Below are 18,681 nucleotides of genomic sequence, written 5' to 3'. Positions count from 1 at the left end.
GACTAATTTTGCTGAATCAAGTTTAAACTCTTGAGAAAAAGAGCGACGTTGTTTTGTCATAGAACACCTCTGTTTGAGTGGTAATAATACCACCTAAATTTGTGTCCGGTTTCATTGAATCACAACAACACCACCCGATTCAAGATAGTTTAAACCACTAGCAAATATTTCAGCAACTTCCTCGTAAGGAGTCCAACAGAAACCAATTTGACCATTACAAGGCCAGCTTAATAAACTTAAAAAACATTCTTTTTTTCTTAAATGTGTGAAAACTAAATGTTGAGCTTCTTTTTATTCGAAAAGCTTCTAATTCTATTTGCAATAGGCCTTTCAAAGAAAACGTACGATAGATGCGCAAAAATCACACTCAAGCTCAGTGATAACAAAAGCTTAAGTTCAGTATACAAATTAAGCTTATTAATCAATCCGATAATAGGCATATGCAATAAATAGAATGAGTAAGACACTTTACCTAAAAAGTCACCAATCTTATTTGCTAAAAAAATATTGTTGTTCGGTACTAAAAAAACTACACAAAAGAATACTGTGCTCATAACAAATAGAACTTCATAACTAAGCCACATTCTTTTCTTGTCACCCTCGTTAACAGGTGAAAAATCAGGATACAATAGAGGGATTAAACACAAAGCTAATATAAACCAATTGCTCTTCATATAACTCGGCACTTTAAGCGATTTGTAATGCAAACCAAATATAACGCCAATAAAAAAGTACGGTAACGTTCTTAAAGTACCAAATAAGTTGTAATGAAAACTTTCAATTTCACCAAATAATCTTGGGAAATCAGCTAAATACCAAGACATCATAAAGGCTACGATTAGTAAATATATATACCCTTTTCTATCGCCTGCTAAAAACCAGAAAGCGACAAATATAATATAGAATTGTATTTCTGGTGGAATTGTCCAAAGTACGCTTTCGCCATGCATAAACAAAAGGTGGCCTATTAACGAATTAAGGTCAGTTATGTTGTATAAAATGTCATAATTATTTTGAGTTAATAAGTAAGAGCTAAAAACAATTACAAGGTATAGGGGTAAAATTCGGCCAGCTCTAGCTAATAGGTATCGTTCAATGCTTGCTCTGCTAAACTTGGTGTCTAAATAGAGAAGTGACATTAGAAAGCCACTAAGAAGGAAAAATAACATTACACCATAGGCACCAGAGCCACCTCCTAGAGAGCCATTTAGCCAGTGAGTAATATCTGAAAAGTGGGTAAAAAAGACAATAAGAGCAGCTAAAGCTCTTAGAGAGTTTAATTTTCTAATTTCCATGAAGTTGATTTAATCCTTAGCTTATTACTTTTTAAGTTGTTCAAATTGAACTATCGGCTGTATGAGCATAAAGCTTATAAAATACTACTGAGGCTTTTTACGCTTTAACCAGACTTTAACGGGTACTATCCATTCTTTTCTGGGGGTGAAAAAAGCGCCATGCTCTTTACCCGTTGAAGTCGAAATTTCTTTGTAAGAACTAACAGTACCAACACTCCTAGCAACTACATCATCACACGAACCAACAGAATCAGATGTTTCATACACTGAAAATAAATGACCATAAATAGCGATTTTTGCTCTTTTAGCTAATCCGCTGGTACAAGCCGCTAAGATTACAAAGCTAATATCCATGTTTTTTAAATTGCTCGATGCAATTGCCGTAATAAACCCACCACGGGAAAAGCCAACTAAGGATATATTACTTGAAGGTACGCCATTTTTTAGTAATTTAGTTACTTGTTTAGCTAACTGTTCAGCATACTTAAAAGGATCGGTTTTAGCTGGCCGATGAGTAGCAATTAAATGATAGCTTGAGTCGGCAAGTCCCTTTTTAATAGCTGGAAAGTTATATTGCCCCCAGCGCTCATGGATAGGTGTAGGATCTGTGCCCTCTACAATGAATCCGTGAGAATAAAAAACATATTTATCAGATGAATTCACTTTGTCAGGGAGGCTCTCAAGTATTTCACCACCATAGCTAAATGAACTAAAAAGAAAAGTAAAAATAATAAAGAAGTTTTTTTGCAACATACTATGCCTTTTTAACGCTATAAGTGTTTGAAATAGAAAATATTACCTTGTAGTTTTAGTGCCGAGTACTAAACTAGGATCAACTCTTTGGTTGTCTTTAATTATTTCAAAGTGAAGATGAACGCCTGTCGCTTTACCGGTATCACCAATAACGCCAATAACCTGCCCAGCTTTAACCCAAGAACCCACTTTGGCGTCACTCGATTCTAGGTGCGAATATAACGTTTGGTAGCCACTTTTATGCTGAATTAATACAGTATTCCCATAGTTCGAATGCAAGGTTTTGTTATCTGAAATAACTATAATTCCATCAGCAGCAGACAGCACAGGGCTTCCTCTTTGGGCAACATAGTCTACACCTCGATGTGGCTTATAGTTTCTGACCTCACTTATGCTACGAAATGTTGAGCTTATCGTATGGCTATCTAGTGGATGCTGCCAAGTTAGCTTTCCCGTCATTACAGGATCGTTTAAAAATGTATGTAGACTAAAAATAACAAGTATCATTGAAGAGAACTTAAAAGTTAAAGTAAGTTGACTTTTATTCGTTGGATAAGCAATGTTCGTAAGCCTCGCTTTGTAATCATCAGCGCAAAGTACACCAGAATTAAATTGAGCGACTGGATTGGCGTTATCAAATTGAACGCTTTTTTTTAACGATTGCAGCAGTGCTTTGGCATAATCATGCTTGTTAATATTAAAGCGACGTATCGTCAGCTTGTCACACCTGTGTTCCATAGCTCGAATGAACTGCCATTCCATCTTTTTAACAAATGGGTTTATCCATAAAAGTGTGCTTAAGACCCTCCATAAAAGAATTGTAATATGATCTTTGTTTGTAATATGGGTTAGCTCGTGCTGAATCAAAATGCTTTGCTGATCTTTTTTTAGCGATGAAAAATATTTAGGTAGCACAACATAGGGTGTTGTTATGCCAATGACAAAAGGGCTATGGTTTTGCGAGGAAATTACAACCTTCATCTTACTAGTCGGCAGCTCATTTATTGATTCAGAAGATCTCGATAAGCTTTTGAGTTTTTGCCACACAACCAATAATTTAACGAGTTTTAAGCAGGTAAAACCAAAGTAACTAACAATTAGCGCTGTTGCGATTAAATCCACTTTCTGCAAACTTGCATGGGTGATACTGGCTTGCTTTACTATTTGTGCACTTTCCAAACTTGAGTTTATATAATCCAAATCAGGGATAGGTATATTAATAGTGCCAAGAGATAAAGGGATAAAAGGTAAAAAGCTGGCTAAAAGCGCAGACCACCAAATACTTGGCGAGCAATTATCGTACTTGGTTATATAAGATGAGCAAGCATAAACAAGCCCAGAAAATATAAGCCAAGGAAAAAGACTGTTTACTATGAATTGAATAATGAATGAGTCCACTACTTTTGTTTTTCATCCTTTGAAAGTTGATTTAATAACTCCTCTAATTCATCGACTTCAGCTTTATTTATTAAACGGCTATCAGCGAACATAGTGACTGGTAGTGGTTCATCTAACTCTAAAACATTGGTTGCGAATTCCTGCATGTAGGATGCCAGCGTCGGTATTTTTTCAATTAATGCTTTAAAGGTTTTTTTGTTGCCTGAGGAGCCAACTTCTAAAATTCCCTTATTGCCCATTCTTTCTAAAGTTTTACGTGTCGATGAATATGACCACCCATACTTTGACTCTAAGTGTTCATGAATTTCTTTGGCTGTACGTGGCTGCTTTTTCCAAAGTAATTTTAGTATTTCTAACTCTGTTGAATTGGGTTTCATATAAATATTCATGAGGTGTGACTTGTGTCGCACTTTAACATCGGGTATGTTAAAAAGCAAACCCGTGACACATGTCGCACTTTGTGTTTTGGAAGTTTATAAAATTTTGTGATGAACATCTATTTACTGTTTGCACCTTTGTCTTTGCAAAGAAAATATCCATTACTTTTGATGGCGTACCCTTTGTGGGGAAGTCATTGAAACTCATTTAAGAAAAAATGAATACGAGATTGGTTATGTAACGATTGATAATTTTGATTGGTATATCAATGCCAAACGTCTAAAAGCTAAAGAGCTAGACTTATAAAAACCTTGGAGAAATCACATGAAACTGTCTTTTGTAAAACACTTAGCTTTAATTTTTATGCTCAATATAGCTTGCAATAGTGTGGTGCAGGCTGAAGAGCGTAGTTTTGAAATTGCTAGCAGTAAAGTAGTTACAATTGAATCCCAAGTGCTAGGTAGAAAATACGATTTATTTATCAAAGTACCGCGTAGTTATTTCTTGGCAGAAAATAAATCTAAAAAATACCCTGTACTTTACTTAAATGATGGACCTTATACTTTCAAAGTGGCTGCTGGTGTAACTCACATGCGAAACATGGATAAAGTCATTGTTGTTGGTATTTCATTTGCTCATGGAGAAAATGGTCAATTTAGCCGAGTTAGAGACTTAACACCTGTAGTTGATCAGAGCTGGACAAAATACACAACGGGTGGAGCAACTGAGTACTTAGCGTTTATCGAAAAAGAAGTCTTTCAGTACATTGAGCACAATTACCGAGTTAACACTGAACAAAAAATATTGTCTGGGCAGTCATTGGGAGGGTCTTTTGCCGCTTGGGTACTATTAACCAAACAGGAACTGTTTTCTACTTACATCTTAACCAGCCCTTCGCTCTGGTTTAAAAATGATTGGATATTTGAATTAGAAAATAAATATGCCGAGAAAAACAAATCTTTGCAGGCTAATGTGTTTATGGCAACTGGTGCATTGGAGACTTTAGAAAATGGTATGAAAGAAGATATGGTCGCAGGCCATGTAAAGTTTGCTAATCGTTTACGCTCACGTAATTACCAAGGATTAAAACTAGCGGATGAAGTGGTAGAAGGAACCGATCATTACTCAACCTTTCCTGTTGGGCTGTCAAAAGGGTTGGTACTATTTTATGAATCACAATAATAACAAATTTTAGCCTCTATTATGGAGTTATCAATGTCCCTTTATGGCACTTAGCTGAACTTCGGCAAAGAGCGAATAGCAGGCGGCCGATAAACTCGTTTTTGGACATAAATGAGTTATATGTTTGGCAAAACAGAAATTAGTAGAAATAAGGCTATCTCTACTAATTATTGTATTTAAGTTCCGCAAAGAGAGATCAAAAATCTTCTACTTTACTATTTACTCAGATGCATTGAGGAAATCCTCGATATAGTGAAAAGGAACTGGATATCGGTAGCACCGACAAGCTGTCAGTACCAAAGGAGCCTTCTCCTTAGTAACAGCTGACATATTCTTTAACGAATCAGTATTGCCACTCTCTTGTTTTATGTGCTCTAGCGCCGCGTTTCCATTCATTGGAAAATCAGTTGATGCAGAACCATGCTTGTCTGAGTTAGAGTACATATTTAGTTCACTACTTTGGTTTGGGTACCAATACTGTAATGTGCTGTGTGCAAGTTTATCTGTGGCAAATGTTTCCAAATCTAGGCTTACTGTTTCTAATTTATACAGAGAACAAAAAACTGCTAACAACGGGTACAAAACACTAGCCTTAGTAACGTTTTTCTTATAAATACTGTCGGCCTTATCTTTGTTTCTATGCTCAAGCAGCTTTTCGTAAGAATTATGTACGATTGGATACATGCCATTACTCTCAAAAGAGAATATACAGATATATACCATCTCCGAGAGCCAATTATGCACAAAATCATCACGTTCTGAATTATTTGAAAGCAAAGTTAAAGCCAGGCCAAGCTCAATTGCTTGTGAGTCTTTGTACGGAGACAACAACATTGGATTATTAACAACCATTAGGTTAATCGCACTTGTTACTTCTCTGAGGCGAAGGCGTAACTTTTCCTGCTCTTTGCTCTCTTCATCTGTTGGTGGTTTTTCATCATAGCTCTTAGTGAGTGAATCTAAAATCCAATGGCCTTTGACCGCCAAGCGCCCTAATACATCAAACAGCTTAATGTTTACATCGATAGAACATGGCGAATGAACAGCATGAGAGAGCGCATATTTAAGTCCAACATATGGAATTAAACATCGATCCACATAACAGTCAGTAATTTGCTGATACGTATCTAAAATACTATTGAATGACCTTGAAGGCTTATTCTTTCCTGTGTAGTGGCCTTTGACCTTACCCCAAGCTAGCAGTATTGCACGCTCCGATGAAAGATATGCAGCTTCCAAATTGCCACCGTCTCGACACCATGAAAATAGCACCCATAAACAAACGTTAATCCGAGTTATGGACGACGCAACAGACTCGGCATCAGTGGCATTTGACAAAACTTCATCAATCAATAAAAAAAAGTGTTTGCTTGAACTCTCGGGCTCTTCAAGTAAGGCCAAGGACTTTCTTAACAAAGCTTGGCTGGAGCTAGGCAGCAGCTCCTCTTTCAGCAAGTACTGTCGAATAAGCTCTGACAGCTTATCGCCATTCCATTCTTCAAAAGAAATATTGTCTCGCGTATTCCGCTGTTCATAGCCAGAGACCTCTTGCCTAATCCCTGAGTTAACATCCCCACCAAAGCATAAGCAGATGATTATTTTTTTATCCCTATGTTCTGGCGGTAGGCGACTAAGGATAAATGAGTCTTGAATCTCATCTAATGAGGGTCTCAGAGCTTGGTTTGCACTACCATTCCAAGTCTCACGAGTAAGGTTTCCAGACTTAACAGAGAACAAATAAACTTTTTCTTCCTGAGCATTTACTTGCCCTACAGCCGCTATATCAACACCGTATTCTTTGACTCCACGAGTAGGTGAAATGAACACATTCATCCCCATACTGCTCAATAGATCAGGTAATACCGCATCTAATTCCTGACGCTCTCTCAACGAGGCTAAATACTGCTTAAGAATTAGCTTCATTTTTCATTCCCTCATAACGGTAACATCGTAAAATGTAATCTAGTGACTCTGGATCTAAGACATTTAACCTTGGCACTTCAGTCGAATGGGAAAAAGACTGCATTTGCATTTCTTGTCGTATTTGCTCTCCATCTCCCTTATGTACGTAGTAAATTGAGCTATTGCCATACAATAGTGTCTGTTTCGTTGCTATGAGTTCGAAAAGCATTCCTTTTGAAGTATCTTCGTAAGCAGCCTGCATATCTTTGTTAAATTTTTTCCAATAAGTGCTTACATTTTCTCTGGGTGCCATCAATTCTTTAAGCTCCGAGACTTTATCAATATCAGAATGATAAGCCTGAAGCTTACCAAGTAGACGTTCACATAAATCTGCATGAATGCCTTTATTAACACATGATTGAAAGAATAGCTTAAGTTTACCTGGGTAACTTAAAAGCAAAGGTTCATACAAAACCTTTTCAAGATTTTCACGTGCAGTTGTTGATGCTGTTCCATAAACAGATAAAATGAAGCCTGTCGCTGTTATAGGCTGCATAAACAGCCAGCCGATAGCCTTGTGGCTAACAAACACTTGCTTCACTTCATCACCTAGCAATGCCATATCTGCTTCTAGCTCGACATCCTTACCCGAGACATCATTAAGTAGATCTGAAACACCATGACAAAGTAAGGAGTCACCAGACAAAAACCACCTTGTGACAATGCGATTAAGTAGCTCTCGATGCTTGCTCATTAGTTCACATGAAAAATAATCCAACTGAGGAAACTTTACGCCCACAGCTATAATTGATTCTAATAACTCAATTACGAGGTGGGAGGCTCCATTTTTAGCTAGGTTTACCAATAAATAATCAATGTTATCTATAATACCTTTGTGTTCAGGAGAGATATTGGCTAATTGCTTTACCAGAAACTCTAGAACATTCTCAGGTAGAACGACCCTCTGAAAGGCGACGATATCAGATACCTCATATAGGACCTCTGGAGGAGAACTCTCAACAAAAGTAAGGAGAAATTCTTCAATCTTTGACCAGTAAGATGGAAATGTGTCTCCAAAGTTAAGTGTTGCCCGCAGTATCGAAGCGCGACAACCATCTTCTCGTTCGCCACTGGCACTGCCGCTAAGTAGCCCCCAAATGACGTTAGCCTGAGTTTCATCTACATCAAGCCTTCCCAAAGTAAAATATGCTTGGCTTCTGACGATCTCATTTCTATTAGCAATTAGGTTTTCTGTCGTTTGGATAGCATCGGACACACTATTTGGGCCGTATGCGAGGATTGAGCTGGAGAGGAAAGGAGCATATGCACTTAGCTCACTTTGTGCAAGGATAAATCCAACACTATCTCTGGGACGATGTGCTTCCACACTACAGAAACGTTCATAGGCTCCACCAATGGCCAAAACTCTGCCAGCTTGTTGAGTTAAATGAACGAGACAACCTAGAACATCCTCAACATTTGCATCTAATGAAGGTAGAACATTTTCAAAGACACGCAGAATTTTGAAAAAATTGTGACCGCAGGAGCTTTCATCAACTCCTTTTACCAGATTGATAAGATCAATCTTTCCTGCGTTGTGCAACTGAGACAAAGCATCTTTCAAGACCTCCTCTTCAGACTGGACTTCCTCAACATACAGAGCATTAATCTGAGATAGCAGCTCTTCTACTATTTCACTTGCCGCTAGTAACCGAATTTTTGTTTTTTCTAATGACATTGTATGTTCCTTACTCAACAATCATTAAGCACTTTGCTGTAAAAGAAGATCTAGGTCAAACTAAAAGGTGAATGAGATAAGATCTGGAGATGTTCTAAAACGTTTTGGGGCAGAAACGAGTTACGCTTGAAGGTCCGCTACTGGCACAAACCAGCCTTGTGCAATTAGACATATTTTATATCTACCTTAATCATTCTGTGGCTGGCTAACTAAAGCCGTAAATACGCATATTTCCCGTCTATTTAATCGTACCAAACTTGCTATGGATAAAGATGTTGCTGCGGTTGAACAAAAACTTGAAAAAGTTGTACATAAAGAATTTAAAGTTGATGTGCACCACTGGCTCATACTTCATGGGCGTTACACCTGCGTGGCGTGTTAGTGAAATAGCATAATTAATGAAACATTTTCAAAGTATTAATTTCACAAGTCTCAGTCCTTTAGTTATGCTGTTGAGCATTATGAAATTTTATTGCGAAAACGCCTATGTTACCTTTACTTCGTATCTTGTTAATTGAGCAAGACCCTGCCACCTTGCAAGAGCTTTCTACGAATCTGTCGAAAACGATCCCTAATTTTGAACGAAGTGATGTTCATATTGATATAATTGAACGCCTTGAACTTAAGCAAGCATTGGAATGTGTTGAGGAAGATGGTGATATTCAGGCCGTTGTTCTCAGTTGGGATGTACACAACAAAGTTGGCGAACGAACGTATAGCCGCTTTATCGAGCAGTTAAAAGGGATCCGTCTTGAATTGCCGGTTTATGTTATCGGTGACGATACTAAAGGACTGGAGATAGTCAACGAGTCGGGGGAGATCGAATCATTTTTCTTTAAAGATGAGGTGATTTCTGATCCAGAAGCGATTTTAGGTTATATGATCAACGACTTTGATGACCGAGCAGAGACCCCATTCTGGACGGCGTATCGCCGTTATGTTGGCGAATCTAACGACTCATGGCATACACCTGGACATAGTGGCGGTTCTAGTTTTAGAAACTCCCCTTATATCAAAGATTTTTATCAGTTTTATGGCCGCAATGTATTCGTTGGCGACTTATCCGTATCAGTTGATTCGTTAGGTTCATTGTCAGACAGCACCAATACGATTGGCCGTGCTCAGGAGTCCGCTGCGGCGACCTTTGAAGTTAAGCATACTTATTTCGTGACGAACGGGTCGTCAACCTCAAATAAAATCATCTTGCAGACACTGCTGCGCAAGGGCGATAAAGTGATTATCGACCGCAATTGTCATAAATCTGTGCATTATGGCATCTTGCAATCAGCCAGTTTCCCTATTTATTTGTCGAGCATTTTAAACCCTAAATATGGCATCTTCGCGCCGCCGTCGTTGGCCGACATTAAACAAGCGATAGAACAGAACACCGATGCTAAATTACTGGTTCTCACTGGTTGCACCTACGATGGCCTACTGAGCGATTTAAAACAAGTGGTAGAGTTTGCCCATAAACATGGTATTAAAGTGTTTATAGATGAAGCGTGGTTCGCTTACTCTCTTTTTCACCCTAGCTTACGTTATTATTCTGCTATTCATGCTGGGGCGGACTATATCACCCATTCAGCGCATAAAGTGGTATCGGCGTTTTCTCAGGCGTCTTATATTCATGTAAACGATCCTGATTTCGATGCCGATTTCTTTCGAGAAATTTACAGTATTTACGCCAGCACATCGCCAAAGTATCAGCTGATAGCGTCGCTTGACGTGTGCCAAAAGCAATTGGAGATGGAAGGCTATAAATTGCTTAATGCCTTGTTGAACCACGTGGAAGAATTTAAACAACAGATGGCCTCGCTCAACCACATTAAAGTGCTAGGTAAGCAAGACTTTATGGAAATATTTCCGCACTTTAGTGGTGATAACATGGGTCACGACCCACTAAAAATTCTCATCGACATTAGCGAATTACCTTATTCATTAAAAGATATTCATAAATTTCTGTTAGATGAAATTGGCCTAGAAATAGAGAAGTACACTCACAGCACCATCTTGGTTTTACTCACGCTTGGCGGCACGCGTTCAAAGATCATTCGTCTGTACAATGCGTTAAAGAAGCTCGACAGCGGTAAGGTAAAACTGTCAACGTCGACGAGACGCTCTCGTTTACCAGAGAGTTTACCCGCCATAGATTTGGCGTGTATTCCAAGCGATGCTTTCTATGGTGAACGCGAATCTGTGCCTATCAGCAAAAGCAACAACCGTATTTGTGCCGGCTTAGTTACGCCCTATCCACCGGGCATTCCACTGTTGGTTCCGGGTCAGCATATCACTGAAGATCATATAGAATATCTGAAGGAGCTGGCGGGACAAGGGTTGACAATTCAGGGGAGTTTTGAGGGCGAGATCTATGTTCTTAAGGGCAAGGTTAAGAAGTAAAGGTACCCTTTAACAATCACAACTCTTATCGCTGTGCAGCAGTGTCGTTAGGCATTGCTGCTACTAAGTTCGTGCCATCAATAGCTGCTAAAGCTATGCCTAGTACATTAAGTAACGTCACCCACACACTAAAATAATAAATGAAGCGGGAATACAATGATGCAATTAAAGAACAAAAAAACGCTCACACTTATGCGTATTACTGCTCTGATTATTACCCTCACTAGCATATACTTTTTTGCCCCTTGGAAGTTTGCTTTATATTATTTATCCCCTTTGCCCACGACCGTTCAAGATCAAACAATCGATGCTATTGAGCAAGGGATGGATGGCATTATTGTCTATGTTCAAAAATCAGGGCAACAACCTGAATATTTTGTGCAAGGCTGGCATGATCGAGATAAAAAAATAGCTGCCTACGCTCACGCATTGTTTAAAATTGGCAGCATTCGTAAGCTGTATGACGCATCGGCATTAACTAAATTGGCTGGTGCTGGGCTTATTGATGTGGATAAAACCCTGGCTGACTATCTACCCTCGTTAAATGGCCGAATAGAAAACGCAGATAAAATCACACTGCGCATGATGGCACAACATCGCAGTGGTATAGCTAATTACACAGATACACCTAACTATGATTGGTCAGTTTCATACCCTGATCCCTTAGCCTTGATACTAGACACTCCTGCTGATTTTAGCCCCGATACTGATTACGGTTATTCAAATACCAATTACCTACTACTGCGTAGGATCATGTCTAATGTGCTGGGTTATGATCACAATCTATTTATTAAAGCTGAAATATTAGCTCCTAATGACTTAACGAATACGTTTGCTTCTATTAATGACGTAAATATAGATCAGCTAATGAGTGGCTATTATGTTGGCTATAAGAATGATTTTAAAACACTTGATCAAGGCTATGTTGCTACTGCTAACGATGTGGGCCGCTTTATACTTGCATTAAATAACGGCACATTTTTCACCTTTGAAGAACAAGTATTATATGCTTCGCTTTACGAATATGAGCATACAGGCTGGGTTTTGGGGTATTCAAGCATTGCGCGTTATCATAAAGATATCGACACTGTTGTTGTGCAATTTATAAATACTAATGGTAATGATACTGTCATGCTCTCAGGTATTATTTATAATCGAATTATTGATATTTTAAGAACACGAAGAATTCAGAGCTCTGAACTATAAGTTATGGATTTGATGTTATTAAAATAATTTAAATACAAAATAAGGATGCTTAAATGCGTTTATTACATACCATGTTACGGGTCGCTGATTTAGACAAATCCATTGCGTTTTACACTCAAGTATTGGGCATGAAAGAATTACGTCGTGCTGATAACCAAGAATACCGTTACACGCTTGCCTTTGTAGGCTATGGCGATGAAAAAGATAACACTGTGTTAGAGCTAACCTACAACTGGGATACAAACAACTACGACTTAGGCAATGCATATGGTCATATCGCGATTGAGTTTGACGACATTTATAAAGCCTGCGCAGATATAAAAGCCGCGGGTGGTAATGTTAGCCGAGAGCCTGGCCCTGTAAAAGGTGGCACGACTGAAATTGCTTTTGTAAAAGATCCTGATGGCTACGCCATTGAGCTGATCCAAACAAAAGATAACACGACCCTTTGATTCAATCTGGTAAAGGTATTTACGTACCTTTACCTGTTCGCCTTAGTATAATTATACTAACAACTTATATAAGCATTGCACAAAACATCAAACTCAAGCAACTCTCACACCGACCCTACCCGCAACAGGTTAAGCAAAGTTCAACATTCTTTAGTTACTAATAACCAGTGTATATTAAACAGCCCATCCTAATGGCTCACTCGTTATTCTCCCTTGTTTAATTGCCTATAAAAACACACTATTCTTTTTATATTTTTTGCCCTCTCTAACCTACTGTTTCAGATAGAGTGTTTAGTCAAAAAATAAAATAAACCCTTATTATTGCGAAAACAACCATGTTTAACATTTGACCAACACTTAAAGATGCAGCACAATAGTACTACATTAAGTAATTAAATTGTTAACAAAATCAGATTTATTAGTCTGGCAGGAGAAATACCATGAAAAAACCAATCTTTAAGTTTGCAGCTCTACCTTTATTACTTGCGTCAACATTGACAATGGCCGGCCCTAATCTAGTTGCAAACGGTTCTTTCGAAGACACTGCAGACTTCTCTGGCTCTTGGAGCTTGTTAGATGATCTTTCTGGATGGCAGCGCTCAGCTAACGCTAAATTTGAAATCCAAACAAATGCACTTAATATTGTTGCAGCCCAGCATGGTACTAAATACATCGAGCTTGACTCAACGGCTAACTACAGTGCATTTCAAACACTTGTTACTGAAGAAAACCACAGCTATGAAGTAAGCTTTTATTACTCAGCACGTATAAACGGTAACGAAACAACAAATGAAGCTGAAGTTTATTGGGATGGCCAGTTACTTGACACTCTAAATGCAACAACGAAAGGCTGGAAAAAATTCACGTACACTGTAAAAGCAAGCTCAACAGCAACTGAGCTGAAATTTGTAGGTGCGGGTGATTCTGATAAGCTGGGTGCATTTATTGATGATGTAAAAGTAACTGCAACATGCGCATCAGGCTTATACGGTATTAATAACTTTGGCTCTAACGAAGACGGGTTTGTTTACCATTTCGATACACAAGATAACACGTACTCTACTGTTGCCGGTTTATCTAATACAGCATCAAACATTGCATCACACGATGGCGTGTTGTACTTCATGGAGCAGTTAGATAAGTCGACCAAAGCGTCACAAATCCTGTCACTTGACCTTGCCACTAACGAACAAGCACTTGTTGCATCTGCTACGTCATACCCTATCTACCGCTCTGCAATGAGCGCTGATGGCATGAACTTACGTGCAACGAGCAAAACGTACATGTATGACTTTAATATCGAAACGGGTGATAAAACAGTTTTGGGTAAATTAACATTCCCTGGTGATTCGTTCGCTGATGGTGATATCGCTTACTCTGCTGATAACAACGTATTGTATGTATTAACGGGTAAAGCGTTGTATACCCTTGATGAAGGCGCCATGGAACTTGCATTAGTGGGTGAGCATGGCGTTGCACAAGCATCCGGTATTGCTATTGCCACTGACGGAACTATCTATGTATCTGGTCGTGTAAAAGGTGAAAATGCAAACATCTTCAAACTAGACCAAAATACAGCGGTAGCAACTTTTGTAATGGCTGGCCCTTCACACGTTAATGACTTAACATTTGTTGATGGTAACTATTGTAACTAATACACGCCCTGTTCATCACTAAGCCAGTCTATGACTGGCTTTTTTGTGCTTACTATAAATCGCTTTCGAGCTAATCTCCTTATACGGTAGTAATCTCTCTAATCTTAATACGATTAGGATAAGTTTTTGTCACTTAAGTTTAGGTAATAAAAAAGCAGCGAAAGGCTGCCTTTTTATTACTGTACCCAAGCCACCTCAAGATGCAGAATTCGCATATTGAGGTGGTTTAGGTATACGAATGACTACTTAGTTTAAAAAGTATAATCAACTACTTTCATACCCAGTTTTTCTAGCTGAGGTTTAAGTGTCTTAGCATCGCCTACTACTAAGTAAACCATCTCTTTGGTATTTAAATGCTTTGCAGCCAACGCGTTAATTTCGTCTTTGCTTATTGTGCTTACGATCTCATTACGGTCTTTAACAAAGCTTGGCTGTAAATCATGTTCCAATATCTGAGCAAGGAAACCTAGCTTAGCATTAGGTGTTTCATATTTAAGCGCATCTTTTTGATTGATCGCTTGACGCATAAAGCTCAACTCATCATCTGTAATACCATTTTGAGCATAATTATTTAGCTCATTAGTAAATTCAACAATAGAGGCTGCTGTAGAGTCTGCACGTACTGCAGCAGATGCTGTAAAACCACCTGATGTTGCATCGCCCCAAAAACGCGTACGTGCACCGTAGGTGTAACCTTTATCTTCGCGTAAATTTAAGTTTATACGACTATTAAAATTGCCACCAATTGCAAAGTTCATTAGGTTAGATTTAAAGAACTCACCAGTAATGTCTTCAATCATACCGCGCTTACCAATGCGAATTTCAGACTGAGGTGCATCTGGTTTATCTACTAAGTAGATTACATTTCCTGCAATTTTTGGCTCTTCAAACTTAGCTGTAGATACAGGCGCTTTGCCTTGCCAATTATCTAGCGTATTTTTGATTTTGCCTTGTAATGCAGATTGATCTAAATCAGATACTACGATTACTTCACTGCCCTGAGGTTTAAAGTTTGATTGATAAAACCCTTTTACATCATCAAGGTTAATAGCGGCTAAACTTTCTAACGTGCCACCATTTGGCAATGCTGCAATGCTATTGCCATAAAGCAATTTACTGTACGCGTTACTTGCTAAATAACCTGCATCTTTCATTGCATGTTGAATGTTCTGGATGCTTTGTTGTTTGTTACGATTAAAATCATCTTCACTAAAAGCTGGATTAAATAACTTCTCTTCAACCAAAGCTAAAGTCGCATCAAGGTTTTTTGTTAAGCTTGAAACAAATATATTTGTGTGCGTGCTATTTGCAGAGATACGAATGCTGCTTCCAAGTTTTTCAAGCGCGTTACTCATTTCCTCTGTTGTATAATTTTGTGTTGATTCACTTAACAATGCGGCAGTCACAGAAGCAAGACTCACTTTTTTAGCTTGCTCGTTATATTGGCCACCAGGCACTTTAATAAGTAAAGAAGTCGTTGGCGTTTCAGTACTTTGAGTTCCTAATACCGCAATCCCATTGTTGGTCGTGGTTTGCCATAATGTAGGCACATCCACAGCTGGGTTTTTACCTGCCGTTGGTTGTTTACTTCTATCAAATGTATCAACTGCCTTACGAGCAACTAAGTCGTCTGCACTTGTTGATGATGGACCACCGAAATCATGAGAAATTGGAGTGAAATTATCTTTAGCTGCAATTAACTGAGGTTGCCCTTCAGGCACTACACTCATGATCACTGAAAATTTGTCTTTAACATATTCATTAAATACACGCATTACATCCGCTTTTGTAACGCTATTATAGCGAGCGATGTCATCTTTAATGTAATTAGGGTTACCCGTGAAGGTTTCAAATGCTGCAAGCTGAGAGACTTTACCTGAGACGCTTTGCAATCCAAAAATTGCACCCGATTCTATTTTTGCTTTCACTTTATCTAAGTCATCTTGCGTTACACCGCGTTGTTCAAACTCAGTAAATGAATCACGAACAATTTTTTCCATATCAGCCAGTGTTTTTCCTGATGCTGGATTTGGTAAAGCATAGATACTTAATGAACATGCAAGCTCACGACATGGGTGGCTAACGCCCGCCTGTACTGCAAGTTGGGTTTTTACTAAGTTTTTATATAAGATTGAATTATTACCGCCACCAATAATCTCAGCGAGTATATCAAGTGGTGCTTCATCTTCGTGACGTGCATAGGCTGTTGGATAATTAATACTCAACAATGGTAAGTGAACCTTATCTTCCATTGAAATATAACGATCAGCATCAAGAGTTACCGCTCGTTTTTCTGCATTATCAACCTCTGGTCCACGCGGGATCGGTGCAAAATATTTGCTAACTAACGGTAATACTTCTTCCGCGCTGATATTACCACCAATTGTAATAGTTGCGTTATTTGGACCATACCAACGTAAAAAGAATGCTTTGAGATCGTTAACATTGACGCGATTTAAATCGTCCATAAAACCAATTACCGGCCAAGAATATGGGTGACCGTCTGGGTAAAGAGCTTGTGACACGCGTTCATTTAAACGACCATACGGGCGATTATCTACACGTTGGCCACGTTCATTTTTAACTGTTTCTCGTTGTACTTCAAACTTTTCTTGCGTTACAGCATCAAGTAAAAAACCCATACGGTCAGCTTCTAACCACAACATTTTTTCTAACTGATTTACCGGTACTGTTTCAAAATAGTTAGTGCGATCTGAGTTAGTCGTACCATTTAGCGTACCACCGGCTTCAGTGATAATTTTAAAATGCTCTTCATCCGCTACATTTTCAGAGCCTTGAAACATCATATGCTCAAAAAAATGGGCAAAACCTGATTTACCAAGCTCTTCACGGGCTGAACCAACATGATACGTCACATCCACATGGACTAAAGGGTCTGAATGATCTTCATGAACAATCACCGTCAGGCCGTTGGCTAGTTGGTATTTTTTATATGGGATATTAATCTCAGCTGCATTTGCTGTAACTGATTCTATAAGTGTAATACCTGGGAGTAGACTTGCTGCGGCTTGTATATTTTTATCTGTTGTATCTGTGCTATTACAAGCAGCCAGGCCTGTGGTGAGTAAAACGGCTAGAGCAATTTTTGTGAGTTTCATTTTTTTATCCATTTTTAATTAACTCATGGAGTTTATGATTTAATTAAGCTGGGTACAAGTGAATGAAAACGAACAACTACCGTAGTTTGTAACTAAGTGTGACTGTAATAAAACATGATTGCTCTAGGGCGTGTTGACCTTTGTGGATTGAAATTTGTTCAACCTAGGGACGATTTAATCGCGGCGCGAGGTTTGTAACCTAGCGGGCTCGATAACTGCTCCTGCGTTATTCTACTGGCTCACATTCATGTGAGAATAAGTAAAAACCGAGCAAAGCTTGTGCGTCCTGCTCACGCCCCTTACCTACTTCCATGTAGGCAACAAAGAGTTAATCGCCCCTTGGAAGAACCCTTTGGGCAGCGCATGTTTGGCATTTATACTGCGTTATCGCCTATTTATGGGGAACAACCACACTGCATAGGCGCTGCCTTGCCTAAATACCAAGCATACTGCTGCAAAATAAATCACGAAAGGTCAACACGCCCTAGTACACAAAATAAATTTAAATTAATACATCAATAAGGGGTTTGATAGATAAGTAAAATCTAAATTAGTATTATTTATCGGTGTTTATTTATTATTTTTCAGGAGATTAAATTTATTTTATTTTTGAATTAAATGGAATGGTTTTAAAGCGTATTTGTTTAAAAATATTATATAGATAGGATATATAGCTAATTGGTGTTGTTCTTAATAACACTTGACTTGCTGTTCATTCATTTATATAAAAATATATAAAGCAAGTGGCGTCCGCAAGAGATTAGTACTCTTGTTAACGTCGTGCATAGAGAGTGCGGTGTCACACTGCCTTATACATTACTTAAAATAAGTAATGTGGCGTCCCCAAGGGGATTCGAACCCCTGTTACCGCCGTGAAAGGGCGGTGTCCTAGGCCTCTAGACGATGGGGACACATAAATGTGTCACTAGGACAACTGAATAGTTAAACTCGTTTCAGGCGAGCTTTCTTAATAACACTGCACTTGCCTATTAAAATAATATATTGACGTCCGCAAGAGATTAGTACTCTTGTTAACGTCGTGCATAGAGAGTGCGGTGTCACACTGCCTTATACATTACTTAAAATAAGTAAGTGGCGTCCCCAAGGGGATTCGAACCCCTGTTACCGCCGTGAAAGGGCGGTGTCCTAGGCCTCTAGACGATGGGGACACATAAATGTGTCACTAGGACAACTGAATGGTTAAAC

General features: G+C 38.7%; 12 protein-coding genes, 2 tRNA genes and 1 pseudogene. 6 read left to right on the top strand and 9 right to left on the bottom strand.

Features of this window, described 5'->3' with window-relative positions; genetic code table 11:
* Positions 1-272 precede the first annotated feature (272 nt).
* The 4 genes from HJP15_RS21430 to HJP15_RS21415 all read right to left on the bottom strand — a co-directional run bounded on the left by HJP15_RS21430 (position 273) and on the right by HJP15_RS21415 (position 3,823).
* Positions 273-1,295, bottom strand: a complete 1,023-nt coding sequence (locus HJP15_RS21430) for an acyltransferase family protein (protein WP_170174606.1) — start codon at positions 1,293-1,295, stop codon at positions 273-275.
* An 84-nt stretch (positions 1,296-1,379) separates the two neighbouring features.
* Positions 1,380-2,048 carry an alpha/beta hydrolase family protein gene (locus HJP15_RS21425; RefSeq protein WP_170174605.1) on the bottom strand — a complete coding sequence of 223 codons (669 nt, stop codon included), beginning with the start codon at positions 2,046-2,048 and terminating at the stop codon, positions 1,380-1,382.
* A gap of 42 nt (positions 2,049-2,090) precedes the next feature.
* Complete coding sequence (locus tag HJP15_RS22360) at positions 2,091-3,446, bottom strand: peptidoglycan DD-metalloendopeptidase family protein (protein WP_170174604.1); 1,356 nt, start codon at positions 3,444-3,446, stop codon at positions 2,091-2,093.
* Positions 3,446-3,823 carry a BlaI/MecI/CopY family transcriptional regulator gene (locus tag HJP15_RS21415; protein ID WP_138608539.1) on the bottom strand — a complete coding sequence of 126 codons (378 nt, stop codon included), beginning with the start codon at positions 3,821-3,823 and terminating at the stop codon, positions 3,446-3,448. The genes HJP15_RS22360 and HJP15_RS21415 overlap by 1 nt, the downstream gene beginning before the upstream one ends.
* 325 nt (positions 3,824-4,148) lie before the next feature.
* Here HJP15_RS21415 and HJP15_RS21410 point away from each other — a divergent pair, with 325 nt between their 5' ends.
* Complete coding sequence (locus HJP15_RS21410) at positions 4,149-5,006, top strand: alpha/beta hydrolase (RefSeq protein WP_170174603.1); 858 nt, start codon at positions 4,149-4,151, stop codon at positions 5,004-5,006.
* Positions 5,007-5,225: 219 nt separating this feature from the next.
* On the opposite strand, the gene HJP15_RS21405 is transcribed toward HJP15_RS21410, so the two are convergent.
* On the bottom strand, positions 5,226-6,929 hold the full coding sequence (locus HJP15_RS21405) for a hypothetical protein (protein ID WP_170174602.1): 1,704 nt from the start codon (positions 6,927-6,929) through the stop codon (positions 5,226-5,228).
* On the bottom strand, positions 6,913-8,646 hold the full coding sequence (locus HJP15_RS21400) for a hypothetical protein (protein WP_170174601.1): 1,734 nt from the start codon (positions 8,644-8,646) through the stop codon (positions 6,913-6,915). Before HJP15_RS21400 ends, HJP15_RS21405 begins: the two co-directional genes overlap by 17 nt.
* A gap of 199 nt (positions 8,647-8,845) precedes the next feature.
* Between HJP15_RS21400 and HJP15_RS22115 the strand changes: the two are divergent.
* From HJP15_RS22115 to HJP15_RS21380, 5 genes and pseudogenes are all read left to right on the top strand, one after another.
* Positions 8,846-9,022 (top strand): annotated as a pseudogene (locus HJP15_RS22115) (endonuclease III); the annotation flags it as partial.
* A gap of 110 nt (positions 9,023-9,132) precedes the next feature.
* Positions 9,133-11,043: an aminotransferase class V-fold PLP-dependent enzyme gene (locus HJP15_RS21395; protein ID WP_170174600.1), complete on the top strand. Its 1,911-nt coding sequence runs from the start codon at positions 9,133-9,135 to the stop codon at positions 11,041-11,043.
* Between the two features lie 156 nt (positions 11,044-11,199).
* Positions 11,200-12,249 (top strand): serine hydrolase domain-containing protein, encoded by a 1,050-nt coding sequence (locus tag HJP15_RS21390; RefSeq protein WP_170174599.1) that lies wholly within the window; start codon positions 11,200-11,202, stop codon positions 12,247-12,249.
* Between the two features lie 53 nt (positions 12,250-12,302).
* Positions 12,303-12,701, top strand: a complete 399-nt coding sequence (gene gloA / locus HJP15_RS21385) for a lactoylglutathione lyase (protein WP_054206918.1) — start codon at positions 12,303-12,305, stop codon at positions 12,699-12,701.
* A 440-nt stretch (positions 12,702-13,141) separates the two neighbouring features.
* The gene (locus tag HJP15_RS21380) at positions 13,142-14,356 is read left to right on the top strand and encodes a DUF642 domain-containing protein (protein ID WP_170174598.1); all 1,215 of its coding nucleotides are present in this window, start codon (positions 13,142-13,144) and stop codon (positions 14,354-14,356) included.
* Between the two features lie 251 nt (positions 14,357-14,607).
* On the opposite strand, the gene HJP15_RS21375 is transcribed toward HJP15_RS21380, so the two are convergent.
* The 3 genes from HJP15_RS21375 to HJP15_RS21365 form a co-directional block, all read right to left on the bottom strand.
* Positions 14,608-17,475 carry a M16 family metallopeptidase gene (locus HJP15_RS21375; RefSeq protein ID WP_170174597.1) on the bottom strand — a complete coding sequence of 956 codons (2,868 nt, stop codon included), beginning with the start codon at positions 17,473-17,475 and terminating at the stop codon, positions 14,608-14,610.
* An 835-nt stretch (positions 17,476-18,310) separates the two neighbouring features.
* Positions 18,311-18,386 (bottom strand) — tRNA-Glu (locus HJP15_RS21370).
* 182 nt (positions 18,387-18,568) lie between these two features.
* Positions 18,569-18,644, bottom strand: a tRNA-Glu gene (locus tag HJP15_RS21365).
* Between the last annotated feature and the right edge of the window lie 37 nt (positions 18,645-18,681).

Origin of the sequence: Pseudoalteromonas sp. NEC-BIFX-2020_002 (assembly GCF_013002825.1) — a bacterium.
GTDB lineage: Bacteria > Pseudomonadota > Gammaproteobacteria > Enterobacterales > Alteromonadaceae > Pseudoalteromonas > Pseudoalteromonas neustonica.
Note: the sequence above shows the minus strand (reverse complement) of the source record. Positions and strands in the feature narration are given on the sequence as shown.

Bases quoted from the DNA above. Each gene is read 5' to 3' on its own strand.
- HJP15_RS21390 (WP_170174599.1), top strand. From the start codon at position 11,200: ATGATGCAATTAAAGAACAAAAAAACGCTCACACTTATGCGTATTACT.
- HJP15_RS21410 (WP_170174603.1), top strand. From the start codon at position 4,149: ATGAAACTGTCTTTTGTAAAACACTTAGCTTTAATTTTTATGCTCAAT.
- HJP15_RS21425 (WP_170174605.1), bottom strand. From the start codon at position 2,048: ATGTTGCAAAAAAACTTCTTTATTATTTTTACTTTTCTTTTTAGTTCA.
- HJP15_RS21405 (WP_170174602.1), bottom strand. From the start codon at position 6,929: ATGAAGCTAATTCTTAAGCAGTATTTAGCCTCGTTGAGAGAGCGTCAG.
- HJP15_RS21415 (WP_138608539.1), bottom strand. From the start codon at position 3,823: ATGAAACCCAATTCAACAGAGTTAGAAATACTAAAATTACTTTGGAAA.
- HJP15_RS21375 (WP_170174597.1), bottom strand. From the start codon at position 17,475: ATGAAACTCACAAAAATTGCTCTAGCCGTTTTACTCACCACAGGCCTG.
- HJP15_RS21395 (WP_170174600.1), top strand. From the start codon at position 9,133: ATGTTACCTTTACTTCGTATCTTGTTAATTGAGCAAGACCCTGCCACC.
- HJP15_RS21430 (WP_170174606.1), bottom strand. From the start codon at position 1,295: ATGGAAATTAGAAAATTAAACTCTCTAAGAGCTTTAGCTGCTCTTATT.
- HJP15_RS21380 (WP_170174598.1), top strand. From the start codon at position 13,142: ATGAAAAAACCAATCTTTAAGTTTGCAGCTCTACCTTTATTACTTGCG.
- HJP15_RS21400 (WP_170174601.1), bottom strand. From the start codon at position 8,646: ATGTCATTAGAAAAAACAAAAATTCGGTTACTAGCGGCAAGTGAAATA.
- gloA (WP_054206918.1), top strand. From the start codon at position 12,303: ATGCGTTTATTACATACCATGTTACGGGTCGCTGATTTAGACAAATCC.